Raw genomic sequence first — 20,691 nt, 5'->3', positions numbered from 1 at the left:
ACAAACTTAAACTTTAGCCAATTTCCTTGCTTTAACAGACTGGTATTTTTTTAATAAAAAAAAGTAAATCTTAAACTCATTAAATCGTTGATTTTCTATAAAAAACCGGTTCACGGTCATATGAATATAACTTGACAGAAGACTAAGATAATTATATTGACCATTGCCTTGCACCTGATCAATAACTTCTTTCATATTAGAATTTTTAATCAGTTTCAGAATATTTTCATTAATTTTTTCTTCAATAATGATGTCTTTAATTCGCCGTTGCTCATCATGCAATGCATTTCTTAAAGCCTTATCTTTAAGATAATCAAATTCTTTAGCATAATAGTTAAATTGCTTTTCAAGAAAGCTCAGCAGGACCTCCTCATTAAGTTCTGAAAGATGAAGATAATTTTCTGTGAGATAGTAGCCAATAAAAAACAAATCTGAAGTCCCTAGATTTTTACCATATTTATATATTCTATAAATTAATGCAGAATCATAATAAAATAAAGTCTCAGAAGATATAATATTTTTATCACCATATCTTTCTAATTCTCTAACATATGTATCCTGAATAATATTGGAAACACCACCACTTTTAATAAAGGGCTCCAATGCCCTATTACATTCTTCCATAATCAATGAAAGAGATTTTATATCATTTATATAAATACGGAACCTTAAATGTTGTTTAGGATCCGAATATCTGATAAAGAACCATTTCTCAACAATTCCATTTTTTATAAATTTATGCTCAATACAATTCCCTAATTTAAGAAGAACTTTATTAACAAACTTAAAATCAGTATAAACTTTAAAGTAAATCCAATTAGAACCAGGAGTAAAAATTCTTTTATTGTAATCTCTTTTTGTGTTTAAAATATTTTTTGAAATAATTTTTGAGCTTATATCCTTTTTATTTTTTCTGATAAAAGGTAATATAATTTCTTTATGATGTAATGTACTCCCCAAAGAATCTATATTCTCGAATAAACTTTCATACAAAACAATATAACTATCTCTTTTATCAATAAGATTCCACAGCATATCAACTCCCAAAGATGTTGATATATCCAAACAAATAGTATTATCACCTTCTTTTTGAATAACTAAGTCCGAAATACCAAGATCATTCTTTATAGTTTGTAATTTCTGTTTGAATTCATAATCTTTTTTACATTTTTTTAGCTCAGCAAATTTTTCATTTTTAATGATCCACTTTGCCGGCTCTAAAACATAATTTTTGAAAACCACCCTGGGAAAAAACTCTTCAACCTCCTCAATAATTCCCCAATCCCACATTCTTATAAAATGAGAATTCTGAAACTGCACATCACATAAGAAATTATATATAGGTAAACTATTCCCACTAAAGTTGTGAGCGTTGGACAAACGTGGCTTTATCGGTTTTTTCAGTTTAGAAGAAAATAAGAATAATTCATTATTTATGATCTGAATATAAAGATCGTCAATATAGATTTTTTGTTTCTCTGAAAGTAATGAATTAGATAGATATGGAATCTCATATTGCCCAAAATGAGGTCTTGCAATAACATTTCCGGCTCTTGCTTGTGGTAAATGAACTATCTCAGCATAAATATAATCTTTATTCTGCTCTTCGTATTCATATATTAATTTACTTAAGTTATCATAAGCTCCATTATGAGATGAACAGAAGCGCCCCATAAGATTATTACCTAATGAGCTTGAAAGTGATGAAATATAAATAAGATCTTCATCTTTAGTTGGGTATACTTTCAAAAAAAAATTAATATGAGGAATATTTGCAGATTCTATGCTATCAAAATGTTTTTTTACATCAGCTTCATCAATATTAATCTGATCTTTATTTAGTTTTAAATATTCATGATACTTATATAAAACAAAAGTTGTTAATTTATTTTTATCATTCTTTTTTCCATTATCATAAAAATCTCTAAGACTCCTAGCACTTTTATATCCTAATCCTAGTTCTCCATCCAGCGCCTCCGCTAATTTAACTTTCTTATTATCATATCGTTCTTTGAATGCTCTTTTAAAAACTTCAAATTGTGAGTTTTGAGAAGGTAATATTGCGAATTTAGAAACAATATTAGTCAAAGACTCCAATTCATTTTTTTTATCAATACTTATAGTATTATCGTCCTCTGGATTTATTACATCTAATTGTATTAGATTTTTTTCTGGTATTCCAGGCAATATACTTGTAATATGTGTATGTATTTCTTTATAAAATTCTATATTAGACTGTTGGTCACTTACTTTAAGTAACAAGTCTTTTATTTTCAATAAGATATCTCTAGCCTCACTTACCTTATCACTCATTTCTTCTTTAGAAATACTTGTTAGGAATTTTATAAGTAGATCGTAATAATCAGTACCTGAAACATTTATATCAAGATTACTTATCAAAAGTTTATTAAGGATCAGCCCATTTACATAATGCTCTAAGTCTTCTTTTGAAGCTTCATATTTATTAAATAATTTTTCAATCAATAAATCGTATTTAATAGCCGTTCGGGACTCTTTAATAATAAAAGCTAATACTTCATTATATTCCAAAGATACCAGATGATGCGTTCGTATCGTTTTTTTCAATCTGTACTCCACATACCTATATGCGCCTCCGGCTTTATACAAACTATTGTTTATCTGATAGGTCAGAAATTTATCAATACCTTCAAGCTTAGAAATATAGTCTCCAATCTGATATTGTACTTCCATATCAATACGCGGAAAATATTGTAATCTACCTGGCGTTTCTTTATCTTCAGCTGGTTCTTCATAAATGCCCTGACCAAAATTAGCAAACAAGCCAAAAGGGGTACAACGACTCGCCGATCTTATATAATATTTAGTAAGAGAATGCAATAATTTTTTCCTGTCCTTATCTGAGAAATTACCTGGTGTCTCAGAGAATTTTATAGTTTCACTATATAGAATATTGGAAGCCAAGTACAAGGCTTCTTTTAGCTGATAGTTTTCTAAAAACTGTTTTATAAGATAGTTAAGAATCTCTTTATCATCATTTGTTTTGGTAAATTCATAAAACTCAAAAAGCTTCCCTAATGAAAGAAGAGGCTTCCGTATTGCATAAAAATTGCTTTCGTACATATACTGTTTAATTATATAACACTACATTAATAACACATTTCCCCATTTAATATCCGTATCGATCAAAGAAAGGAAAGATAATCCGATACCACTAAGTCCCTGTAAAAATCCAAAATCGTTGTAGTACCCCCTCTCATTATTCCATGCACAATGTCCGGTTATAAATTTTCCTTTTTCAGAGTTAATCATTTCAATAGTTATATTCTTCCAGTATTCAATTGTCTCAGAATAATCAAATTCATTTGTTAAATGAGAAAATTTATTAAAAATATACATTACTCCCCCCGCCCCATGACAAACTCCAGCATCTCTAATAAAATTATCGTTAAGGCTTCTTTTAGAAGCTGAAAAATTAATACAGTTTAAAGCCTCCTTTTTAAAATCTTCATTTTGAATCTTTTCTCCAATATTCCATAGAAAAACTCCCATTCCTAAATCTCCATAGCACCACCCCAAACGTGATCCTTTACTCGTATTTTTTTCGATATCCTCATTTACAGAAGTCATTGTAGGAAAAAGTGAATTTCTTTTTGTTTTAAATTTAAAATCCAACATTGCATATGTCGCATCATTTAGCAAAACTTTCAGTTTCTCATCAGAATTCAGTTCATAAACTTTAGATAAAACAGATATAATAGCAGGTTGTCCATGAGAGAGTCCAAAATTCAATATTTCATTATTCATTTTATGTTCTGTCAAATTATAAGAATGCCAGTAAGGCTTACTATACATTGTACTTTCAGTAATGGACATTAATCTTGAAACAATGTTTTCTATATAGTCATTAGTTATACTTCTTCCCTCAGTAAAATAATACAAAGCTCCGGTAGCACCATGCAAAAAGTCATAATTGCCTCTATCTATTTCTTCTACTGCATAATTATAAATATACTCGTCCAAATCTGATAAAGCATCTTCTGCTTCAAAATCGATAAACTCTTCTTTATTAAGAAATTTTAATAACCAAGCCAAGCCTGAAATGCCTGTACTATATCTATAGTTATTATACTTTACATTAATTTTTATACTATCCAAAATGTGATCGACCAGTACACTCCCTTTTTCTGAACTTTTTTCATCATTAAAAATCCTCCCATAATAAAAATAAAAAAGGCAAATACCTCCTAATTCACTTAATAATCCTGGAGCATATGTATAGCGCTGCTGATATAACTGATCTAATTTATTTTCTATATCGGTTATCTCCTTTATTAGGTTCTCTGTCATAGATTAACATGAATTTTATATAAATATAAACACGGACAACTCTTTGTAAAGTCATCCGTGTTTTATTTTGTTATACAAATAGAAATATTATGTACGATCACAATCCTGTGTAAAACAATCTGATGTAAAATCCGGCAGACAATCAAGCATTGATCCGGTACAGTCACCATACGTACAATCTTCCTCCGTACATTCATTTGTATTACAACGTTCTGTTTCATCACATGCATTTCCTGGGCATTGGCTAAAATCTACGGTAAGAATACTTCCTCCTCCCCCTATTATTTGCTGAGATTCATCTTGCGACAAATTAAGAATATCTTCTTTTCTTATCTCTAATTTGGTAATCTTTTTCTTTTTCATATTTTTAGTATTTGATTCCTAATTAGGTTCTAGTACATGTCCACACGACCGTTACACCACATCCTGGTGTACAGCTTGGTATACCATCGGTATAACTTTGACACCCTTGTCCTAATCGTTCCGAGCAATCTTTACTATAATCCGTATCACAATTTGCAGGCTGTGAAGCAGGACAATCATTTCCGTAATCCACTGTTAACAAAATGTCACCCCCTCCTATTATTTTCTGAGAATCATTTTGAGTTAAATTAAGAATATCTTCTTTCTTAATCTCTAATTTGGTAATCTTTTTCTTTTTCATATTCTGGTTCATTTAAGTTCTTTCACATTCCCATCCCTCTGTATAGCCTGGCATACAATCATCCGTTTGACAACCTTCAAATGCGGTACACATTCCTGTACAATCTTCTGATCTATCCGGGCAGTTTGCTGGAAATGTTTCTGGGCATGTATCTCCAAAATCTATAGTCTGAACAGCAGCCCCTCCTATAATTTTTTGAGATTCATCTTGTGATAAATCTAGAATATCTTCCTTATTAATCTCTAATTTGGTAATCTTTTTCTTTTTCATATTTTAATTATTTAGCTTTTAATCAAGTTCTACAAGCAAACCATCCATCTAATGTTTGATAATCATCACCTCCATTGCACTCATTCCAACAAGTTTGGCTTGCAACACAAAAAATACCTTCAGAAGGCAAATTTGTACCACCACCATCACTTCCTGTTTCAGTATCACACACATATATTTCTCCTACTTTTACTGATTGGCATTCTTCTGACCATGCTCCACCTACAATAGCTGAAGCATTAGCTTGAGATAAATTAAGAATATCCTCCTTATTAATCTCTAATTTGGTAATCTTTTTCTTTTTCATATTTTAATTATTTAGTTCATTTAAGTTCTGGTACCACATGCCCATATATCTCCGTTGGTGCAGTCTCTTGTAATATCTGTAATACAACCTGTATCATCTGTTGGATTCATTGTACAATCACCATACGTGCAATCTTCCTCTGTACATTCATTTGTATTACAACGTTCTGTTTCATCACATACATTTCCCGGGCATTGGCTAAAGTCTACAGTAAGAATACTTCCACCGCCACCAATTATTTGTTGAGATTCATCTTGTGAGAGATTAAGAATATCTTCTTTTCTTATCTCTAATTTGGTGATTTTTTTCTTTTTCATATTTTTAATATTTGGATTTCAATTAGCATTCAAACAACTACTTATCAAAACATTCCAATATTAAAATTAAAACAAATTATATGCACTGAAAGTTTTACTATTGATATAGTAAGCTGTTGCCTATACAACTTTTATGATTCTTTTGAAATAGATTAAGAAGAAATTCTAAATCTGAGAGTTACATTTTTTCACTATTTTTTTGATTTAAGGTGTTTTCATTTCAAATATACATTTTTTATAGATAAATAATGCATGTTAATTTTAATTAACACAATGATATTTAACTAATTATTATGTACTCACTATATCGTATGTTTTAGTTCAAGACCTAAAATCAATTTCACAAAAATTTTAACATCGTGTTAAAGAATGTTAAAGAATAAATACTCATATTTGCAGCGTTAAAAATCAACACTGTTATTTATGAACATTAATTTCAAAAAGCCATTAATTACGGCTCTTGTATTATCCACAGCCAGTGTGTATTACGCACAAAAAACTAAGGATTCTCTAGAAAAATCTAAGTCTATTGACGAGGTAGTTTTAGTAGGAAGAAACCTTACACAGGTTGCTAAAGAAAGAAAAACACCTGTTGCAGTTTCCACAATTAAGGCAACGGAAATTCAGGAAAAATTGGGAAACAGAGAGTTTCCTGAAATTATGAAGTCAACGCCATCTGTTTATGTAACCAAAGTAGGTGGTGGATTCGGCGACAGCAGAATTAACATGAGAGGTTTTGATGCTACCAACATTGCGGTAATCATCAATGGACAACCTGTAAATGATATGCAGAGTGGTGCTGTATACTGGTCCAACTGGACTGGTTTAGCAGATATTGCCAGCTCTATTCAGATTCAGAGAGGTCTTGGAGCATCTAAATTTGTGGTTCCATCCGTAGGAGGAACCATTAACATTGTAACTAAAGCTACAGATTCGGAGCAAAAGGCAATGGTAAAAGCAGAAGTAGGTAATGATAGCTATTCAAGATTATCAGCCATGTATTCTTCAGGCTTAAAAAACAAGTGGGGAACGACTGTATTACTTTCTCGTTGGCAAGGTGACGGTTATATTAACGGGACAAAAGGAGAAGGTTATTCATGGTTTTTCTCTGTAGGTTACAAGCCAAATGAAAAACATGCTTTCAATATTATTGCAACAGGAGCACCACAGGTACACGATACCAGAAGATCTTCTGCAACAGGAGCTAATGTAGCGACATTACGTCAATTAGATACATACGGAAGAAGATACAATCCACAAACAGGAATACTAAATGGATCTCAATTCAATTTAGCACCTAATTTCTACCACAAACCAATCGCTTCAATTAACTGGGACTGGACTATTAATGATGCATTAAAACTTTCAACAGTAGTTTATGCTTCTTGGGGCCGCGGTGGTGGTGGTACCGGATTGAACGGTAATATTAAGAATGGCAATAACCAGACCATGAATTTCATGAACTATGGTCCGGGCGGTGATGGTACAATCAACTGGGATATGATCTATCGTTACAACAGAGGAGGTATGGTAACTGATTACAACGGAAATACATTCCAAAAGGGAACCTTCACTGCACAACCAGGACAACCAACTGATTATAACGGAAAATACGTAGCAACATTAAATGGTACAAGTGGCATTGTAAGAAAACAAAGTATCAATGCACACGATTGGTATGGTGCTATTGCAGACCTTAATTATAAGAAAAACAACTGGACATTCAACGGAGGTATAGATCTTAAAACTTACAAAGGAGCTCTATATGATATCGTTACAGACATGTTAGGTTCTGATGCATTCTTTGTTCCAAAGACTGTTAACTCTCCTAATGGTTATTATATTAATAAAATAGTAAAACCGGAAGCTATCACAAACCTAAACAATGTTCAAAAGGTATCCATATACAATGAAGGATTGGTAAGATGGGCTGGAGCATATGGAATGGTTGAGTATTCTGATGAAAAACTAAGTGCATCACTTCAAGGTTCCGTTTCCAAGCAATATTATAAGCGAAGAGATTATATGTTGTACACACCGGAAAGCCAGGAAACGAAATGGTATAACAAAACTGGTTATATCGTAAAAGGTGGAGCTAACTATAATATAGATGAGCATCATAACGTATTCTTCAATACAGGTATTATTTCCAAACAACCACTATTTAGTGCTTTATTCCCGACTAACCAGAATGTCTATAAAGATGTAAAAAACGAAAGAATTTTCTCAATAGAACTAGGTTACGGATTCAAATCCCGTTATGTAGATATTAACATTAATGCTTACAGAACACAGTGGGATGACAGATTTATTACAAGAACATTCAATGCTACTGCTGGAGATGTTGCAAACTTCTCTCAGTTACAGTTAGGAAACTCTTATTTCTATAACGCTTTGAACGTGGGACAACTTCACCAGGGAGTTGAATTAGAGGCTAAAGCAAGACCATTTTCTAACCTTAGACTTAGGGGTATGCTTTCTGTTGGTAACTGGAAGTACAAAGGAAATGCAAACTTCAACATCATCGATGTCCTAAGCAACCAGGAAGTTCCGGGAGCAACAGGAACAATAAACATCAAAGACCTAAAAGTGGGTGATGCTGCACAAACAACAGCAAGCATCGGAGCTGATTATAACATTACCAAGGCATTTAGTATTGATGCAAACTGGGAATATTATGACAAATTATATGCACAGTTTAATCCGATTAACTTCCTTACAGCAGCTGCAAGAGACAAAGGCGTTGTAAAATTACCAAGCTATAATTTATTCGATGTAGGTGCTGCTTATAAGTTTACTATCGATCAGAAAAGATCTTTAACTTTAAGAGTTAATGTATACAACTTATTCAATAAGTATTATATCTCTGAGCTAAGCTCTAACATCTACACGACTGATAAAATTGCAAATGGTCCGGATGCTGGTAAAACATATCAGGAAGCAGGAAGAGTATATCAAGGTGTTGCAGATGGCAATACAGGATTCTTAGGTTTCGGAAGAACCTGGTCAGCCGCAGCTACTTTCAGATTCTAACATTGGTTAAAAATCATCTGAATGATAATCAATTAAACCCGCCAATCTCGGCGGGTTTTGTTATATTTGTTCACATTTAAATTTAGATTATGCACAATATTTTTTTAAACGCACACAAAGGCTTCGCTTATCTGGAGTTGCTATTAGTGCTTCTTTTTATCATTGCATTACTTACGGTGATACTTGGATACTCTGGTAAAATCTCCAAATTACTGAGAAAATCAACTCTATTCGTAATGATCTTCTTCCACATTCAGTTTCTTATCGGTATTATTATGCTTGTTGGAACCTCCGGCTTTATGGATACCATCAAAGCGATGGGTATGGGCGGATTGATGAAAAACTCGGCATTAAGATTCACTTATATAGAACACCCGTTCTCTATGCTTATTGCTGCTGTACTGATGACTATTCTGAATAAGAAAGTTAAAGCAAACGATACAATTACCATGGGAATGGTCGTATTAGCAGTCCTTGCAATTGCGCTTTTTGCGTTTGCTTTACCATGGGCAAAATTAATGGGAGCTTAACTATAACTTATCAGCAGCAAAGAATGCCGATAGCTAAAAACTATCGCCTATTTACTGTCATATATTAAGTATTAAGCTTTTATTTCTTAATTTTGACAATTATTTAACCAATATATCATACTTTAAAATGAAAATCGCTGTTGTCGGCGCAACCGGGATGGTTGGCCAGGTTATGCTGAAAGTTTTGGAAGAGAGAAATCTTCCGATAACTGAATTGATTCCTGTAGCATCTGAGAGATCTGTAGGAAAGAAAATTACTTTCAAAGGTCAGGAATATGCTATTGTAAGCATGCAGGAAGCTATTGACCGAAAACCTGAGATCGCTCTGTTTTCAGCAGGGGGAGAAACATCCAAACAGTTTGCACCTAAGTTTGCTGAGGCAGGCACAACAGTAATTGACAATTCTTCAGCATGGAGAATGGAAGTTGATAAAAAATTAGTTGTTCCGGAAATCAATGCTAATGTATTGACGAAAGAAGACAAAATTATTGCTAACCCTAACTGCTCTACAATTCAGTTAGTAATGGTATTAGCTCCACTGAATAAAAAATACGATATCAGAAGAGTTATTGTATCTACTTACCAATCTGTAACCGGAACTGGTAAAGATGCTGTAGACCAGTTAAACGCTGAAATTAAAGGTGAAACTCCACAAATGGTTTACCCTTATCAGATTTTCAAAAATGCTTTACCTCATTGTGATGTATTCGCTGATGATGATTATACAAAGGAGGAGATCAAGTTAATGAAAGAGCCTAAGAAAATCATGGGTGACGATACTTTCAGTCTAACAGCTACTGCGGTAAGAGTACCAGTACAAGGTGGACACTCTGAAAGTGTAAACATCGAGTTCGAAAACGAATTCGATCTTCAGGAAGTTCGTCAGATTCTTTCAGAAACTCCGGGAGTTGTTGTGTTAGACGATGTACAAAACAAAGTCTACCCAATGCCATTGGAAGCTGAAGGAAAAGATGAAGTTTTCGTAGGAAGAATCAGAAGAGACCTTTCTCAGCCTAAAACGCTAAATCTGTGGATTGTTGCAGACAATCTCAGAAAAGGTGCAGCTACAAATGCTGTACAGATAGCAGAGTATCTGGTGGCAAACGAGCTAGTATAAAATAAAAACCAAGGCATCTTCTTAAGATGCCTTATTTTTGTAATATATTTTTTACCATAATATATCAATTGATGAAAGAGGAGACAGTCAATAAAGATATTAGTAAGCTTGCTTTTCAGCGGGCTATTGCTTTCGCCGGAATTATATTATTTATAGGCAAACTAGTTGCTTGGCAACTAACAAACTCAGACGCTGTATTTTCCGATGCCATGGAAAGTATAGTTAATATTGTGAGTGCATTTTTAGGCCTGTACTCATTATATTTAGCCGCAAAACCAAAAGATAAAGAACACCCTTACGGACACGGAAAAGTAGAATTTATAACCTCCGGTGTGGAAGGATTACTCATTATTATTGCCGGCATACTAATTATCGTTCAGTCCAGTAATAGCTTAATTAAAGGAAATCACGTAAAAGATCTCGACTGGGGAATCTTCATAGTACTTATAACCGGACTTATTAATTATGGACTTGGTTGGTATTCTTTGATAAAAGGAAAGAGAGAAAATTCTCTGGTACTTATTGCATCCGGGAAACATTTACAATCCGATACTATTACTACTCTGGGAGTTGTTATAAGTTTAGTCATTGTACACTTTACACACTGGTACTGGATAGACAGTGCTGTAGCACTAATATTCGGGTCTTATATTATTTTTATTGGTTATCAGATTGTCCGTAAAGCGCTAAGCGGAATTATGGACGAGACTGATGATAAGCTTTTAAAAGAAATCACTGCAATATTACTAGCCAACCGACAACCACAGTGGATAGATATTCATAATATGAAAATTCAGCAATATGGAGCCAATCTTCATATCGATGCTCATATTACTTTGCCGTGGTATTACAGTCTAAGGGAGGCTCATAACGAAATGGAAAAAGTACTCGTCTTACTTGCCAAAAATTTGGATCGACAAATAGAATTCAATTTCCATATGGACGATTGTAAGCCTATTTCCTGCTCTGTATGCCAAATTAGTAATTGTCCTGTTCGTGAGTTTCCATTTGAGAAAAAAATCGAATGGACTATTAAAAACATCAGCCAAATACAAAAACATACCGTCTAAACCAATAATAACTATTAATTACTGATAACAAAAAGCTTTTAAAAACATTATTTAATACATCTATATCGCTCTGCTTCCGCTTCTATAAATATCATTTAGTATATTTGTAAGGAGATCAGACTATGCGAGAAGAACTATTTCAGAAATTTTTAGAAGATTATTTTGGACATTCGGACTTTACAATAACCCCTCTTCAACAGAGTGGCTCTGCCCGCCAGAATCTAATTGTTGAAACATCTGATAAAAAGTATATCCTTACTTTCAACGAGAAAATTGATGAGAATGAGAGTTTCTTCTATCTGACAAATGCCTTTCGCAATTTACAGCTTCGCGTACCGGAAATTTATGCAATCAACGCTGAGAGAAATCTTTATCTTCAACAATATGTTGGCTCCAATACTTTATCCGAAGTTATCACAAAAGAAGGACACAGCGAAAGGGTAAAAAATTTAGTTGGTAAGACAATTAAAGCATTAAGCAATTTTCAACAGAAAACATCAGGAAATATAGACTTCTCACATGCCTACGAATATGAGGCATATGATAGTTTTCCTATAACCCATGATCTTTATTACTTCAAAAACTTTCTGGTTGATGTACTGGAAATCGACTACCATAAAGGAAAAATATTAAAGGAGTTCAAACACATTTCTGACAAAGTTCAGTCACTTCAGCCACACACGGTTATGATGCGGGATTTCCAGGCCAGGAATATTATGGTCGATGATCAGGAAGAAATTTATTTTATCGATTACCAGGCAGCAATGTTGGGACCTGCTACTTATGATCTTGTTTCATTTCTTTTTCAGGCCAAAGCAAACTTTTCTGCAGAATGGAAAAATGAGTTTCTTTCCGAATATTTAGCTTCGAACAAAGATTCCTATTCTGAAGATTCTTTCAAAGAGGCCGTAAACTACTGCAAACTCATGCGTTTCCTTCAGGTATTAGGAGCATATGGTTTCCGTGGCATTATTCAACGGAAAAAACACTTTATAGAGAGTATTCCACGCGGAATAGAAAACGTTACTTATCTTTCTGAAAACTGGACAGAGCTTCAAAAATATCCGGAATTACAAAAAATAATAATGCAGCTTTCATCGCCAATTATAAATCAGAAAATCATTAAGTTATCTAACCATTAAGTAATTAAGAAAATTTAGATGCTAACAAAAAAAGATATAACTACACTCTCTTACGATATCCTTGGTTGTGCAATCAAGGTGCATAAGAATTTGGGACCTGGTTTATTAGAAAGCATTTATGAAAAATGTCTGAAATACGAATTGGAAAAAAATGGATATGAGGTAAAGCAACAAATTATTGCACCTATTATTTATGACGATTTATATTTTGACACAGAACTAAGGTTAGATTTACTTGTAAATGATTTAATTTGTATTGAATTAAAAACTGTTGATGAGATTAAGCCTGTACATCAGGCACAGTTGCTCTATTATATGAAAATCCTTCAAAAGCCTCAGGGACTACTTATTAATTTTTATACAGATAATATAACAAAGTCAGCAATCCCAATGGTTAATTAATATTTCACGGCATTACCTGATTAATAAAGCTTAATTCTCTAAATATCTTAATGATTAAAAATAATATATTATAAAATGTTAAATATCGAAGTACATAGTTTTTCATATAAAAAAGGAGGTATTCCGAAAGACAATTCCGGTAACGGAGGTGGTTTCGTATTCGATTGCCGCGGAATACTAAATCCGGGCAGAATTGAAGAATACAAACAACAAACCGGAAACGATATTCCTGTACAGGAATATTTGGAAGAAAAAACCAAGATTCAGGATTTTCTGAATTCAGTTTTTAGCATTGTTTCTATTAATATCGATGATTACCTGGCACGTGGATTCGAGAATCTGCAAATCAACTTCGGCTGTACTGGCGGGCAGCACAGATCCGTATATTCAGCTATAAAAACAGCTGCATTTATACGTGAAAAATACCCACAGGCAAATGTTATCCTGCATCATGATGAGCAACCTCAATTGAACTAAACTATGAAAGCTTTACTTTTTGCGGCAGGAAAAGGCACTCGTCTAAAGCCATTTACGGATGCACATCCGAAAGCTTTGGCCAAGGTAAACGGAATTACATTATTAGAACGTAACATCAATTATCTACAGTCTTTTGGTATCAATAATTTTGTAATTAATATTCACCATTTTGGAGAACAAATTGTTGATTTTCTGAAAGAAAAAAATAACTTTGGAGCACAGATAGAAATATCCGATGAAAGCGAACTATTATTAGAAACCGGAGGTGGCTTAATGTTTGCAAAACCTTTTCTGGAAAAGGAAGAATGTTTTCTTATTATGAATGTGGATATTTTAACTGATCTGAATATTACAGAATTTATTAACTTCCACAAAGAGCACGAAGATTTTGTTACTCTTGCTGTTTCAGACAGAGAAAGTAGCAGAAAATTACTTTTCGACGATTCTATGGTATTAAAAGGCTGGATGAACACCAATACCGGAGAACAAAAGCTTGCAGAATTCAACAAAGGCTTCCGCCCCTTAGCATTCAGTGGAATCCATTGCATTAATTCTCTTATTTTTGATAAAATAAAACGTACCGGAAAATTCTCCATTATGGAGGAATACCTGGACTTTATGATGACAGAAAGAATCAATGGTTATATTCACGATGCATATCTTGTAGATGTTGGAAAGCCGGAGAGTATTCTGTTGGCGGAAGAATATTTTAAATAAAAATGTAGACACATGAAAAAGAAAGATACACCTAAAAACGATATTATTTTAGACGAAAGAGTAAAAGAAAGTTTTCGCCAGAAAAGCTGGGACGAGAAACTAACTAAGGACAGCTGGATGGTTTTTAAAATCATGGCTGAATTTGTTTCCGGATTTGAAAAAATGACGGAAATAGGTCCATGTGTTTCTATCTTCGGCTCTGCAAGGCTGAAGGAAGACCACAAATATTATCAAATGGCTACTGAAATAGCCGAAAAAATAACCGAATTAGGATTTGGAGTTATCACTGGTGGTGGCCCCGGAATTATGGAAGCAGGAAATCGTGGTGCATTCGGGCATGGAAAATCTATCGGGCTGAATATAGACCTCCCTTTTGAACAGCATTTTAATCCATACATTGACAATGGTTATAATATGGATTACGATTATTTCTTTGTAAGAAAAGTAATGTTCGTAAAATACTCTCAGGGATTCATTGTTATGCCTGGAGGTTTTGGAACACTAGATGAGCTAATGGAAGCCCTTACTCTTATTCAGACCAATAAAATCGGACGATTCCCTATTGTATTGGTTGGAAGCGAGTTCTGGGGAGGCTTAATAGACTGGTTTAAAAGTTCATTGCTTAAAAACGGCCTTATTTCAGAAGAAGATCTTAATCTTTACAGAATTGTAGACAATGCGGATGACGCTGTTGCCCATATCAAGGCATTCTACGAAAAATATGCAATTAGTGTTAATTTTTAGTTAATTTGTGGCATATATTTTGACTCTTATTATTTGGAAATGAAATTAATTCTCTTAAAATGAAAAAGTTATTAGGAACATTAGGCATATTATCATTGCTAATTTTCGCATTTAGTTTTATGGAATTCCATTCTTCTATGACCAAAGTAGATTATAATGAAGCGAACGGAGTTCTGAAGTTCACTACCAAAATGAACGCTTCAGATTTAGAGCAGGCTCTTAAAATGGATTCTAAAAGCGGGAGTTTTGATAACGCTGCTAAAAATTATGTAAACGCTAACTTTAGTACTAGTGTAAACGGAGCTCCTGTTAGGCTTACATATACCGGAAGCCAGGTAAATGGTGAAGCAGTTTGGGTATATTTTGAGGCTTCAGGCATAGGAAATATAAGTACTATAAAAATTAAAAACACAATACTTCTGAATGAGTTTTCCAGCCAGATGAATCTGGTAACCGTTTCTTATAAAGGTAAGCAGAAAACAATGACTTTTCAAAGAGGTAAAGAAGTAAATGAAGCTGCTTTCTAAAATTAAAAGAACTATAATAACAAACACCCGAACTTTTTGGTTCGGGTATTTTTATATCCATTTACCAACTTAACATTCTGCTCTGATAATTTTATTGTGGGAGCTAATATGAAAATAAAAGTTATTATCCTTCTCTCAGTTATAATCTGAAGGTTTTATTTTTTATTCTGAATGATTTTTTAATTTCTGATTTCATATAGCGTTCCTCCGGAACGCTTTGTATTTTCATAATTATAGCCTATAGAGGTCAAGCTCCTAACGGAGCTCCTTATTCATTACGATGAACTATATTAAAAGCCAGAAAATTAGACTAAAGCTACGGGAGGAATGCTATCTCATAATAGTAAAATTTGTTCTATATCTTTCTTAGATCTATAGCTGTTCCTAACAATATGAGAACTCTTTAACATTAAATATTAAAATAAAAAACCGGAAGACATTTTTCTTCCGGTTTTACTCTTTATATAATCAGATATATTATTCTATTTTAAGGTTATCTATAAGTAGATTATAAGTTCCTGATTTTCCTATTTTAAATGCAAATATATTTGATCCGGCTTTCGTATTAACACTTGGCATTGTACTTAGATCTAATGCTACTAGAATCCATTTACCTTTTGTATCGACACTCCCGCCATAACCGTTAGTTATTGCAGCTGTAAGCTGTACACTTCCTGTTACATCTCCGGAATTAAATGGCGTATACTTACTCGCCGCATCGTATACATTGAAGGATAATCCATTACCCGCAGCTGTACCATTCATATAGAAAGTAATTCTTTTTGGTGCAGCAGGATACCCTGCTCCAGATCTAACTGTAAATACATAATCATTGCTTCCTGTTGCCGGTGTATTGATTAATAAAGCATTACCTCCATTCATCCCTTTACCTACTGCTTGAGAAACATATGGTTTTACGCCATTACCATCCAAAGCAGCAATGAAATCATTCCAGTTTTCAAAATCTGCTCCTTTAAATAGCCATGCTGCATTAGCTGCCGGAGGAGTTACTGTATCAGGAGGAGTTACTTCAACAGTGAATCTGTCTTTTGTAAGGTTAAGATCTTTAAGATCTCTAAGATATGCCTGATATGTTGTATTATATCTGCTAAGAATCATCGTAATATCACCACTCTTCACATAATTAGGAGAAATTTTCTCTGTTGAGAAATTGGCATAATTACTAAATCTAAGATCTAATTTGTTGCCTTTAGGATCTACAATATATCTGTCTCCAGTTTTATCAGCATCACTAAAGGTCTTAGACAACTCAGCATCATCAAATTGCACTCCTTTAATCGTAATCAATTTATTGACATTCTGAGGTTGCAAAGCATCGGTAATATTATCAAATACTACTGGCACCATCTGACTAATTACAGCCTTCCCTTCAGTTCCACAAACTCGCGCAATATAATCTGATAATCTATTTGGATTAATTCTTCCAATAGCATAATCGGGATCATAAGTCCCAATTTTAACATTATTACTAGTCGCCTGCACCACTAACCCTTTAAGATTAAGTCTTATTTTAGAGCCTAATGGGTAATTAACATACTGATTTGATCCATCAATGTCTATTTCAACTGCTTGTGTAGGATTTTCAGGCTTGTCCTGAACATACAATGCTTTGTAAATATTCCCGGATTGGTCTGAAGAGGATACATAAGCTTCTACAATATAATCTTCCTTAATAATATCTGCTTGTGCAGGCTTCACTTTTGCAATAGCTGGCAGATCGGACAATGCATGATTAGTTGCTGGAAATCTATCTGTACAAGCAATTGTAGGAACTGAATAATCATCACTCTTAACACACGAATTAAGAGCTGTTATGCCTAAAGTCGCGATAATAAATGATTTAAAATATGATATATGGTTCATTTTTTTTTATTTAAATTGATTAGAAATTAGAAACGTAACTGGACATTGAAGAAATAAGATCTTCCCTGTGAGTAGAAATACTTAGGAGCAAAGTTTGAAGTATTTCTATCAAAATCAGCAACATAATCTTTATAATTAATGTACCTTGTCTGTTCAAAACCGCCTGTAATATATTTATGGTTATTTAGAATATTATTAACGGTTCCAGAAATTACAAAATAATATTTCCCTATAATCCAGGATTTCCCAGCACTTGCGTTCAGGAAAAATGCATCTGGTAGTTGTACCTGCTTCAGCACTCGTCTTAGCTCTACTTCATTAACATCATCATATGGTACTCCTGGTGTATTCGGATTATAGATAAATGAATCTGTTCTGGTTGCAGGAGATGGATCTAAATAACCATCACGTAGATAATTCCAGTTACCGCTAATCCACCAGTATTTTGGACTACTGTATCTTAAACCTACCGAGAATGCCTGTTGCGGTGTTCCTCCTACTTTATAATCTTTAAGATAAGATTCTCCAAGATTTTTATATTCAGATCTCACAAGTTCACCTTGTTTGTTATAATCATAGAAAACTCCCATTGCATCGGAGGCAAAATAAAGCTTTGGATTGTTTGTATAAGTATACTGTCCAATACTTGCCAAACCACTAGCTGTAAGAGTTGGGGTAATCTTTACCTGAATACCCAATTCTACACCCATATTTCTTGTATTCACATTAGATAATACTTGGGTAACCATTGCCTGATTGTCACCTTGTATCTCCTGTCCTGCATCGTCCAATGTATTAAAGCTTATTCCATTTGCAAAATAACGCTGTACATTGGTGTCATTCATTGTATTAATCAAATAACCTGTTAATCTTAATTTAAAGCTTGGCGCTGAAATTATATAACTTAAATCATTTGCGTTAATGATAGTACTCTGAATATTTGGAGAAACGGCATTGCTATTTCTTGCGTTGATAAAAATATCATTAAGGAAAGGTGCCTGAGAATAGTATGCTCCGTTGTACATCAGGAACATTCTTCCGTTCAACTTATAAGTCAATTGTCCTTTCAAACCAAAATTCCAGAAATTTTGATCCGCGCCTTTACCATAAGAATCCTTATATAAGTAATGTTGGAAAAGACCTTCTCTGTTATTTGTTGAATAACCTACTAAAGCAGAAACAAATCCATCGATTCTCGGCGTTGAAAATTTCAGTCCGGCATTGAAATTAATATCCTGACGTCTGTAGATATAATCATACCCGAATTTATCTCCTACTTTTTTGTTAACATTTGAATCCAATGTATTAAAGCTGCCTCCTCTGGCCGTTTTAGCAAAAGGGTCCATATTAAGTGCATAGTCAGCACCTAATAAATCCTTAATCTCTCTATATTGTTCAGAATAATAATTCTGATAGGTCAGATTAAGTACTAACTTCATTCTGTCCGTAAGATTATTGGTATAATGTGTTGATACATTCCAAATTTTGTTGTTCTTCACATCATTCTCAAGAAAGTAGAATGCTCTTCTTCCATTCTCTCCTACCGGTCCATTTAGATTAGCATTATACAATGAGTTCCAATTGATCTGTGTATGATCCTGATCGTTATTCGTCCACCAGTCTTTGGTTAATGCAAGATTTTCCTGCTGCGAAAGACTCGGTTTATCTAAATTCTCCCAATAGCTTGGAAGATTTCTGTAGTAAATTGGAGACGGATTATTGGCCTTATACCAATCCAATCTGGAACTTTTTTCTTTTCCGAACTGGTAAGAAACAGTTGTCCATAAATCAGATTTTTTATTAATCTTCCAGTAATCTGTTAACTGGATCATTGGCATAAATCCTGTCTTTACTCTTTCGCTACGCTTTCTTCCATCTTGCCATCCCCAGTAAGCATTATAATGAATACCTCTGTAATCATATACTTCCTGAGTATTCGGGCTGGATGTACTTCTTCTGTAGTCTGAGCCAATAGCATTAAGTGTTACCGTATGTTTATCATTGATCTTCTTTTCAACTCCAAGATAACCACTGATAGCATCGTAGAAAGTTCCATCCTGTATACCTTCCTGTGCCCATCTTCTGGCAATCATACCTGTAAAGGCCCATCCTTTCTTATTCATTCCGGAAGAGAACCTGTATGATAATCTATTATTATAGTTACGGTTGGTCAGGGAATAAGTTAACTGGCTTCCTTTACGGTAGTCACTTGCCTTTGTATTTTTATAAAATACAGATCCAACACCACCAAAACCATATTCAGATGGACTGTGATTCAGTGCGATTTCCGGATAACGTGTAATTTCATTAAGTCCACCCCACGTACTAAAATCTACCATTCCCGTATCCGGGCGTGCGGTAGAAACACCATTAATCATATTTTCCCCTAGCCTCGAATCAATCCCTCTCGGGCGGAACCAGTAAAATCCAAGATCAAATGCTGCGATACTACTAAACACATCTCTCGATGATTGTAGCAAACCAACTGTTGACTGGTTATTGAGCTCATCAGACTGGTCACTGTCATCAAGAATAGTAAATCCCTGATCTATATCATTAAAATTAGTGGATAATTTGATGACACCTAAATCCTGTCTTTTTTTACCTTCTTCAACGTCAAATTCTACAATTTGAGATTCAAAAGGAGGCTTTGAAACTGTAATCTGATAGTGTCCCGGCTTCAGACCTACAAATTGGAAATATCCAATTTTGTCCGCTGTTACACTATACGATGATCCTTTCATGCTTACATCTGCACTCTCTACAGGTTTCCCCGCAGTATCTTTAATATACGCAAAAGCAGTAGTTTGTGCGTAGTAAAAAGATGCCGGCAGCAATGTAAACAATGACAGCAATGATAGCTTTTTAATCATATCTTAAATATTGTTTAGTAATTATCGAGGTCATTTTCCGCAAATTTAGTGTAATTTTATTTAGCGGAGGGTATGAGGCCACCCCATTGATGTCATGTAAAATTAAAGATTTATTTAACATGAAATTGTTCGGTTTAAAGAATCAATAATCTCGATATTCCGATATATACAAAGAGGATGAAACACCATCCTCCTTTCATTACATATTTCATCTGCTCATCCTAAGAATCAACACAGTTCTTAGGATAGCTAACTGTCAACATAATATATTCATAATGGAAAAGTATC

The 20,691-nt window shown here is 33.8% G+C and carries 19 protein-coding genes; 10 read left to right on the top strand and 9 right to left on the bottom strand.

The genetic code is table 11. The features are described from left to right. Positions 1–6 precede the first annotated feature (6 nt). The 7 genes from BAZ10_RS12480 to BAZ10_RS12450 all read right to left on the bottom strand — a co-directional run bounded on the left by BAZ10_RS12480 (position 7) and on the right by BAZ10_RS12450 (position 5,887). Positions 7–3,102: a lantibiotic dehydratase gene (locus BAZ10_RS12480; protein WP_078772323.1), complete on the bottom strand. Its 3,096-nt coding sequence runs from the start codon at positions 3,100–3,102 to the stop codon at positions 7–9. 21 nt (positions 3,103–3,123) lie between these two features. Next, positions 3,124–4,329 (bottom strand): lanthionine synthetase LanC family protein, encoded by a 1,206-nt coding sequence (locus tag BAZ10_RS12475; RefSeq protein ID WP_078772322.1) that lies wholly within the window; start codon positions 4,327–4,329, stop codon positions 3,124–3,126. 87 nt (positions 4,330–4,416) lie between these two features. Then, on the bottom strand, positions 4,417–4,692 hold the full coding sequence (locus tag BAZ10_RS12470) for a class I lanthipeptide (RefSeq protein ID WP_078772321.1): 276 nt from the start codon (positions 4,690–4,692) through the stop codon (positions 4,417–4,419). Between the two features lie 22 nt (positions 4,693–4,714). Then, positions 4,715–5,005, bottom strand: a complete 291-nt coding sequence (locus BAZ10_RS12465; protein WP_078772320.1) for a class I lanthipeptide — start codon at positions 5,003–5,005, stop codon at positions 4,715–4,717. After that, positions 5,006–5,263, bottom strand: a complete 258-nt coding sequence (locus tag BAZ10_RS12460; protein ID WP_078772319.1) for a class I lanthipeptide — start codon at positions 5,261–5,263, stop codon at positions 5,006–5,008. It abuts the gene before it with no gap. 22 nt (positions 5,264–5,285) lie between these two features. Further along, a complete protein-coding gene (locus tag BAZ10_RS12455) occupies positions 5,286–5,570 on the bottom strand; it encodes a class I lanthipeptide (RefSeq protein WP_078772318.1) in 285 nt (94 codons plus the stop codon). Positions 5,571–5,590: 20 nt separating this feature from the next. After that, positions 5,591–5,887, bottom strand: coding sequence for a class I lanthipeptide (locus tag BAZ10_RS12450; RefSeq protein WP_078772317.1), 297 nt, complete (start codon positions 5,885–5,887; stop codon positions 5,591–5,593). 423 nt (positions 5,888–6,310) lie between these two features. Between BAZ10_RS12450 and BAZ10_RS12445 the strand changes: the two genes are divergently transcribed. From BAZ10_RS12445 to BAZ10_RS12400, 10 genes are all read left to right on the top strand, one after another. Next, positions 6,311–8,920, top strand: a complete 2,610-nt coding sequence (locus tag BAZ10_RS12445) for a TonB-dependent receptor (protein WP_078772316.1) — start codon at positions 6,311–6,313, stop codon at positions 8,918–8,920. Between the two features lie 89 nt (positions 8,921–9,009). Next, the gene (locus BAZ10_RS12440; protein ID WP_078772315.1) at positions 9,010–9,450 is read left to right on the top strand and encodes a hypothetical protein; all 441 of its coding nucleotides are present in this window, start codon (positions 9,010–9,012) and stop codon (positions 9,448–9,450) included. Positions 9,451–9,577: 127 nt separating this feature from the next. Further along, positions 9,578–10,567, top strand: a complete 990-nt coding sequence (locus BAZ10_RS12435) for an aspartate-semialdehyde dehydrogenase (RefSeq protein WP_024563996.1) — start codon at positions 9,578–9,580, stop codon at positions 10,565–10,567. 71 nt (positions 10,568–10,638) lie between these two features. After that, positions 10,639–11,637: a cation diffusion facilitator family transporter gene (locus BAZ10_RS12430; protein ID WP_078772314.1), complete on the top strand. Its 999-nt coding sequence runs from the start codon at positions 10,639–10,641 to the stop codon at positions 11,635–11,637. Between the two features lie 122 nt (positions 11,638–11,759). Continuing rightward, on the top strand, positions 11,760–12,779 hold the full coding sequence (locus tag BAZ10_RS12425; protein WP_078772313.1) for an aminoglycoside phosphotransferase family protein: 1,020 nt from the start codon (positions 11,760–11,762) through the stop codon (positions 12,777–12,779). 18 nt (positions 12,780–12,797) lie between these two features. Beyond that, entirely contained in the window at positions 12,798–13,181 is a 384-nt protein-coding gene (locus BAZ10_RS12420) for a GxxExxY protein (RefSeq protein ID WP_078772312.1), read from the top strand. 75 nt (positions 13,182–13,256) lie between these two features. Further along, complete coding sequence (locus BAZ10_RS12415) at positions 13,257–13,658, top strand: RapZ C-terminal domain-containing protein (RefSeq protein ID WP_078403008.1); 402 nt, start codon at positions 13,257–13,259, stop codon at positions 13,656–13,658. Positions 13,659–13,661: 3 nt separating this feature from the next. After that, entirely contained in the window at positions 13,662–14,375 is a 714-nt protein-coding gene (locus BAZ10_RS12410) for a nucleotidyltransferase family protein (RefSeq protein WP_078772311.1), read from the top strand. A 12-nt stretch (positions 14,376–14,387) separates the two neighbouring features. Further along, a complete protein-coding gene (locus BAZ10_RS12405; protein WP_059325623.1) occupies positions 14,388–15,119 on the top strand; it encodes an LOG family protein in 732 nt (243 codons plus the stop codon). A gap of 59 nt (positions 15,120–15,178) precedes the next feature. Continuing rightward, positions 15,179–15,646, top strand: a complete 468-nt coding sequence (locus BAZ10_RS12400; protein WP_078772310.1) for a DUF6702 family protein — start codon at positions 15,179–15,181, stop codon at positions 15,644–15,646. Between the two features lie 477 nt (positions 15,647–16,123). Here the strand turns inward: BAZ10_RS12400 and BAZ10_RS12395 are convergent, their stop codons facing one another. After that, positions 16,124–17,530 carry a DUF5689 domain-containing protein gene (locus tag BAZ10_RS12395; protein ID WP_078772309.1) on the bottom strand — a complete coding sequence of 469 codons (1,407 nt, stop codon included), beginning with the start codon at positions 17,528–17,530 and terminating at the stop codon, positions 16,124–16,126. A gap of 26 nt (positions 17,531–17,556) precedes the next feature. Continuing rightward, positions 17,557–20,403, bottom strand: a complete 2,847-nt coding sequence (locus BAZ10_RS12390) for a carboxypeptidase-like regulatory domain-containing protein (protein ID WP_078772308.1) — start codon at positions 20,401–20,403, stop codon at positions 17,557–17,559. Between the last annotated feature and the right edge of the window lie 288 nt (positions 20,404–20,691).

The organism is Elizabethkingia occulta (genome assembly GCF_002023715.1).
Taxonomy (GTDB): Bacteria; Bacteroidota; Bacteroidia; order Flavobacteriales; family Weeksellaceae; genus Elizabethkingia; species Elizabethkingia occulta.
Note: the sequence above shows the minus strand (reverse complement) of the source record. Positions and strands in the feature narration are given on the sequence as shown.

What these genes read in the sequence shown, in the direction of transcription:
- BAZ10_RS12480 (WP_078772323.1), bottom strand. Translation starts at nt 3,102, where the DNA reads ATGTACGAAAGCAATTTTTATGCAATACGGAAGCCTCTTCTTTCATTA.
- BAZ10_RS12475 (WP_078772322.1), bottom strand. Translation starts at nt 4,329, where the DNA reads ATGACAGAGAACCTAATAAAGGAGATAACCGATATAGAAAATAAATTA.
- BAZ10_RS12470 (WP_078772321.1), bottom strand. Translation starts at nt 4,692, where the DNA reads ATGAAAAAGAAAAAGATTACCAAATTAGAGATAAGAAAAGAAGATATT.
- BAZ10_RS12465 (WP_078772320.1), bottom strand. Translation starts at nt 5,005, where the DNA reads ATGAACCAGAATATGAAAAAGAAAAAGATTACCAAATTAGAGATTAAG.
- BAZ10_RS12460 (WP_078772319.1), bottom strand. Translation starts at nt 5,263, where the DNA reads ATGAAAAAGAAAAAGATTACCAAATTAGAGATTAATAAGGAAGATATT.
- BAZ10_RS12455 (WP_078772318.1), bottom strand. Translation starts at nt 5,570, where the DNA reads ATGAAAAAGAAAAAGATTACCAAATTAGAGATTAATAAGGAGGATATT.
- BAZ10_RS12450 (WP_078772317.1), bottom strand. Translation starts at nt 5,887, where the DNA reads ATGAAAAAGAAAAAAATCACCAAATTAGAGATAAGAAAAGAAGATATT.
- BAZ10_RS12445 (WP_078772316.1), top strand. Translation starts at nt 6,311, where the DNA reads ATGAACATTAATTTCAAAAAGCCATTAATTACGGCTCTTGTATTATCC.
- BAZ10_RS12440 (WP_078772315.1), top strand. Translation starts at nt 9,010, where the DNA reads ATGCACAATATTTTTTTAAACGCACACAAAGGCTTCGCTTATCTGGAG.
- BAZ10_RS12435 (WP_024563996.1), top strand. Translation starts at nt 9,578, where the DNA reads ATGAAAATCGCTGTTGTCGGCGCAACCGGGATGGTTGGCCAGGTTATG.
- BAZ10_RS12430 (WP_078772314.1), top strand. Translation starts at nt 10,639, where the DNA reads ATGAAAGAGGAGACAGTCAATAAAGATATTAGTAAGCTTGCTTTTCAG.
- BAZ10_RS12425 (WP_078772313.1), top strand. Translation starts at nt 11,760, where the DNA reads ATGCGAGAAGAACTATTTCAGAAATTTTTAGAAGATTATTTTGGACAT.
- BAZ10_RS12420 (WP_078772312.1), top strand. Translation starts at nt 12,798, where the DNA reads ATGCTAACAAAAAAAGATATAACTACACTCTCTTACGATATCCTTGGT.
- BAZ10_RS12415 (WP_078403008.1), top strand. Translation starts at nt 13,257, where the DNA reads ATGTTAAATATCGAAGTACATAGTTTTTCATATAAAAAAGGAGGTATT.
- BAZ10_RS12410 (WP_078772311.1), top strand. Translation starts at nt 13,662, where the DNA reads ATGAAAGCTTTACTTTTTGCGGCAGGAAAAGGCACTCGTCTAAAGCCA.
- BAZ10_RS12405 (WP_059325623.1), top strand. Translation starts at nt 14,388, where the DNA reads ATGAAAAAGAAAGATACACCTAAAAACGATATTATTTTAGACGAAAGA.
- BAZ10_RS12400 (WP_078772310.1), top strand. Translation starts at nt 15,179, where the DNA reads ATGAAAAAGTTATTAGGAACATTAGGCATATTATCATTGCTAATTTTC.
- BAZ10_RS12395 (WP_078772309.1), bottom strand. Translation starts at nt 17,530, where the DNA reads ATGAACCATATATCATATTTTAAATCATTTATTATCGCGACTTTAGGC.
- BAZ10_RS12390 (WP_078772308.1), bottom strand. Translation starts at nt 20,403, where the DNA reads ATGATTAAAAAGCTATCATTGCTGTCATTGTTTACATTGCTGCCGGCA.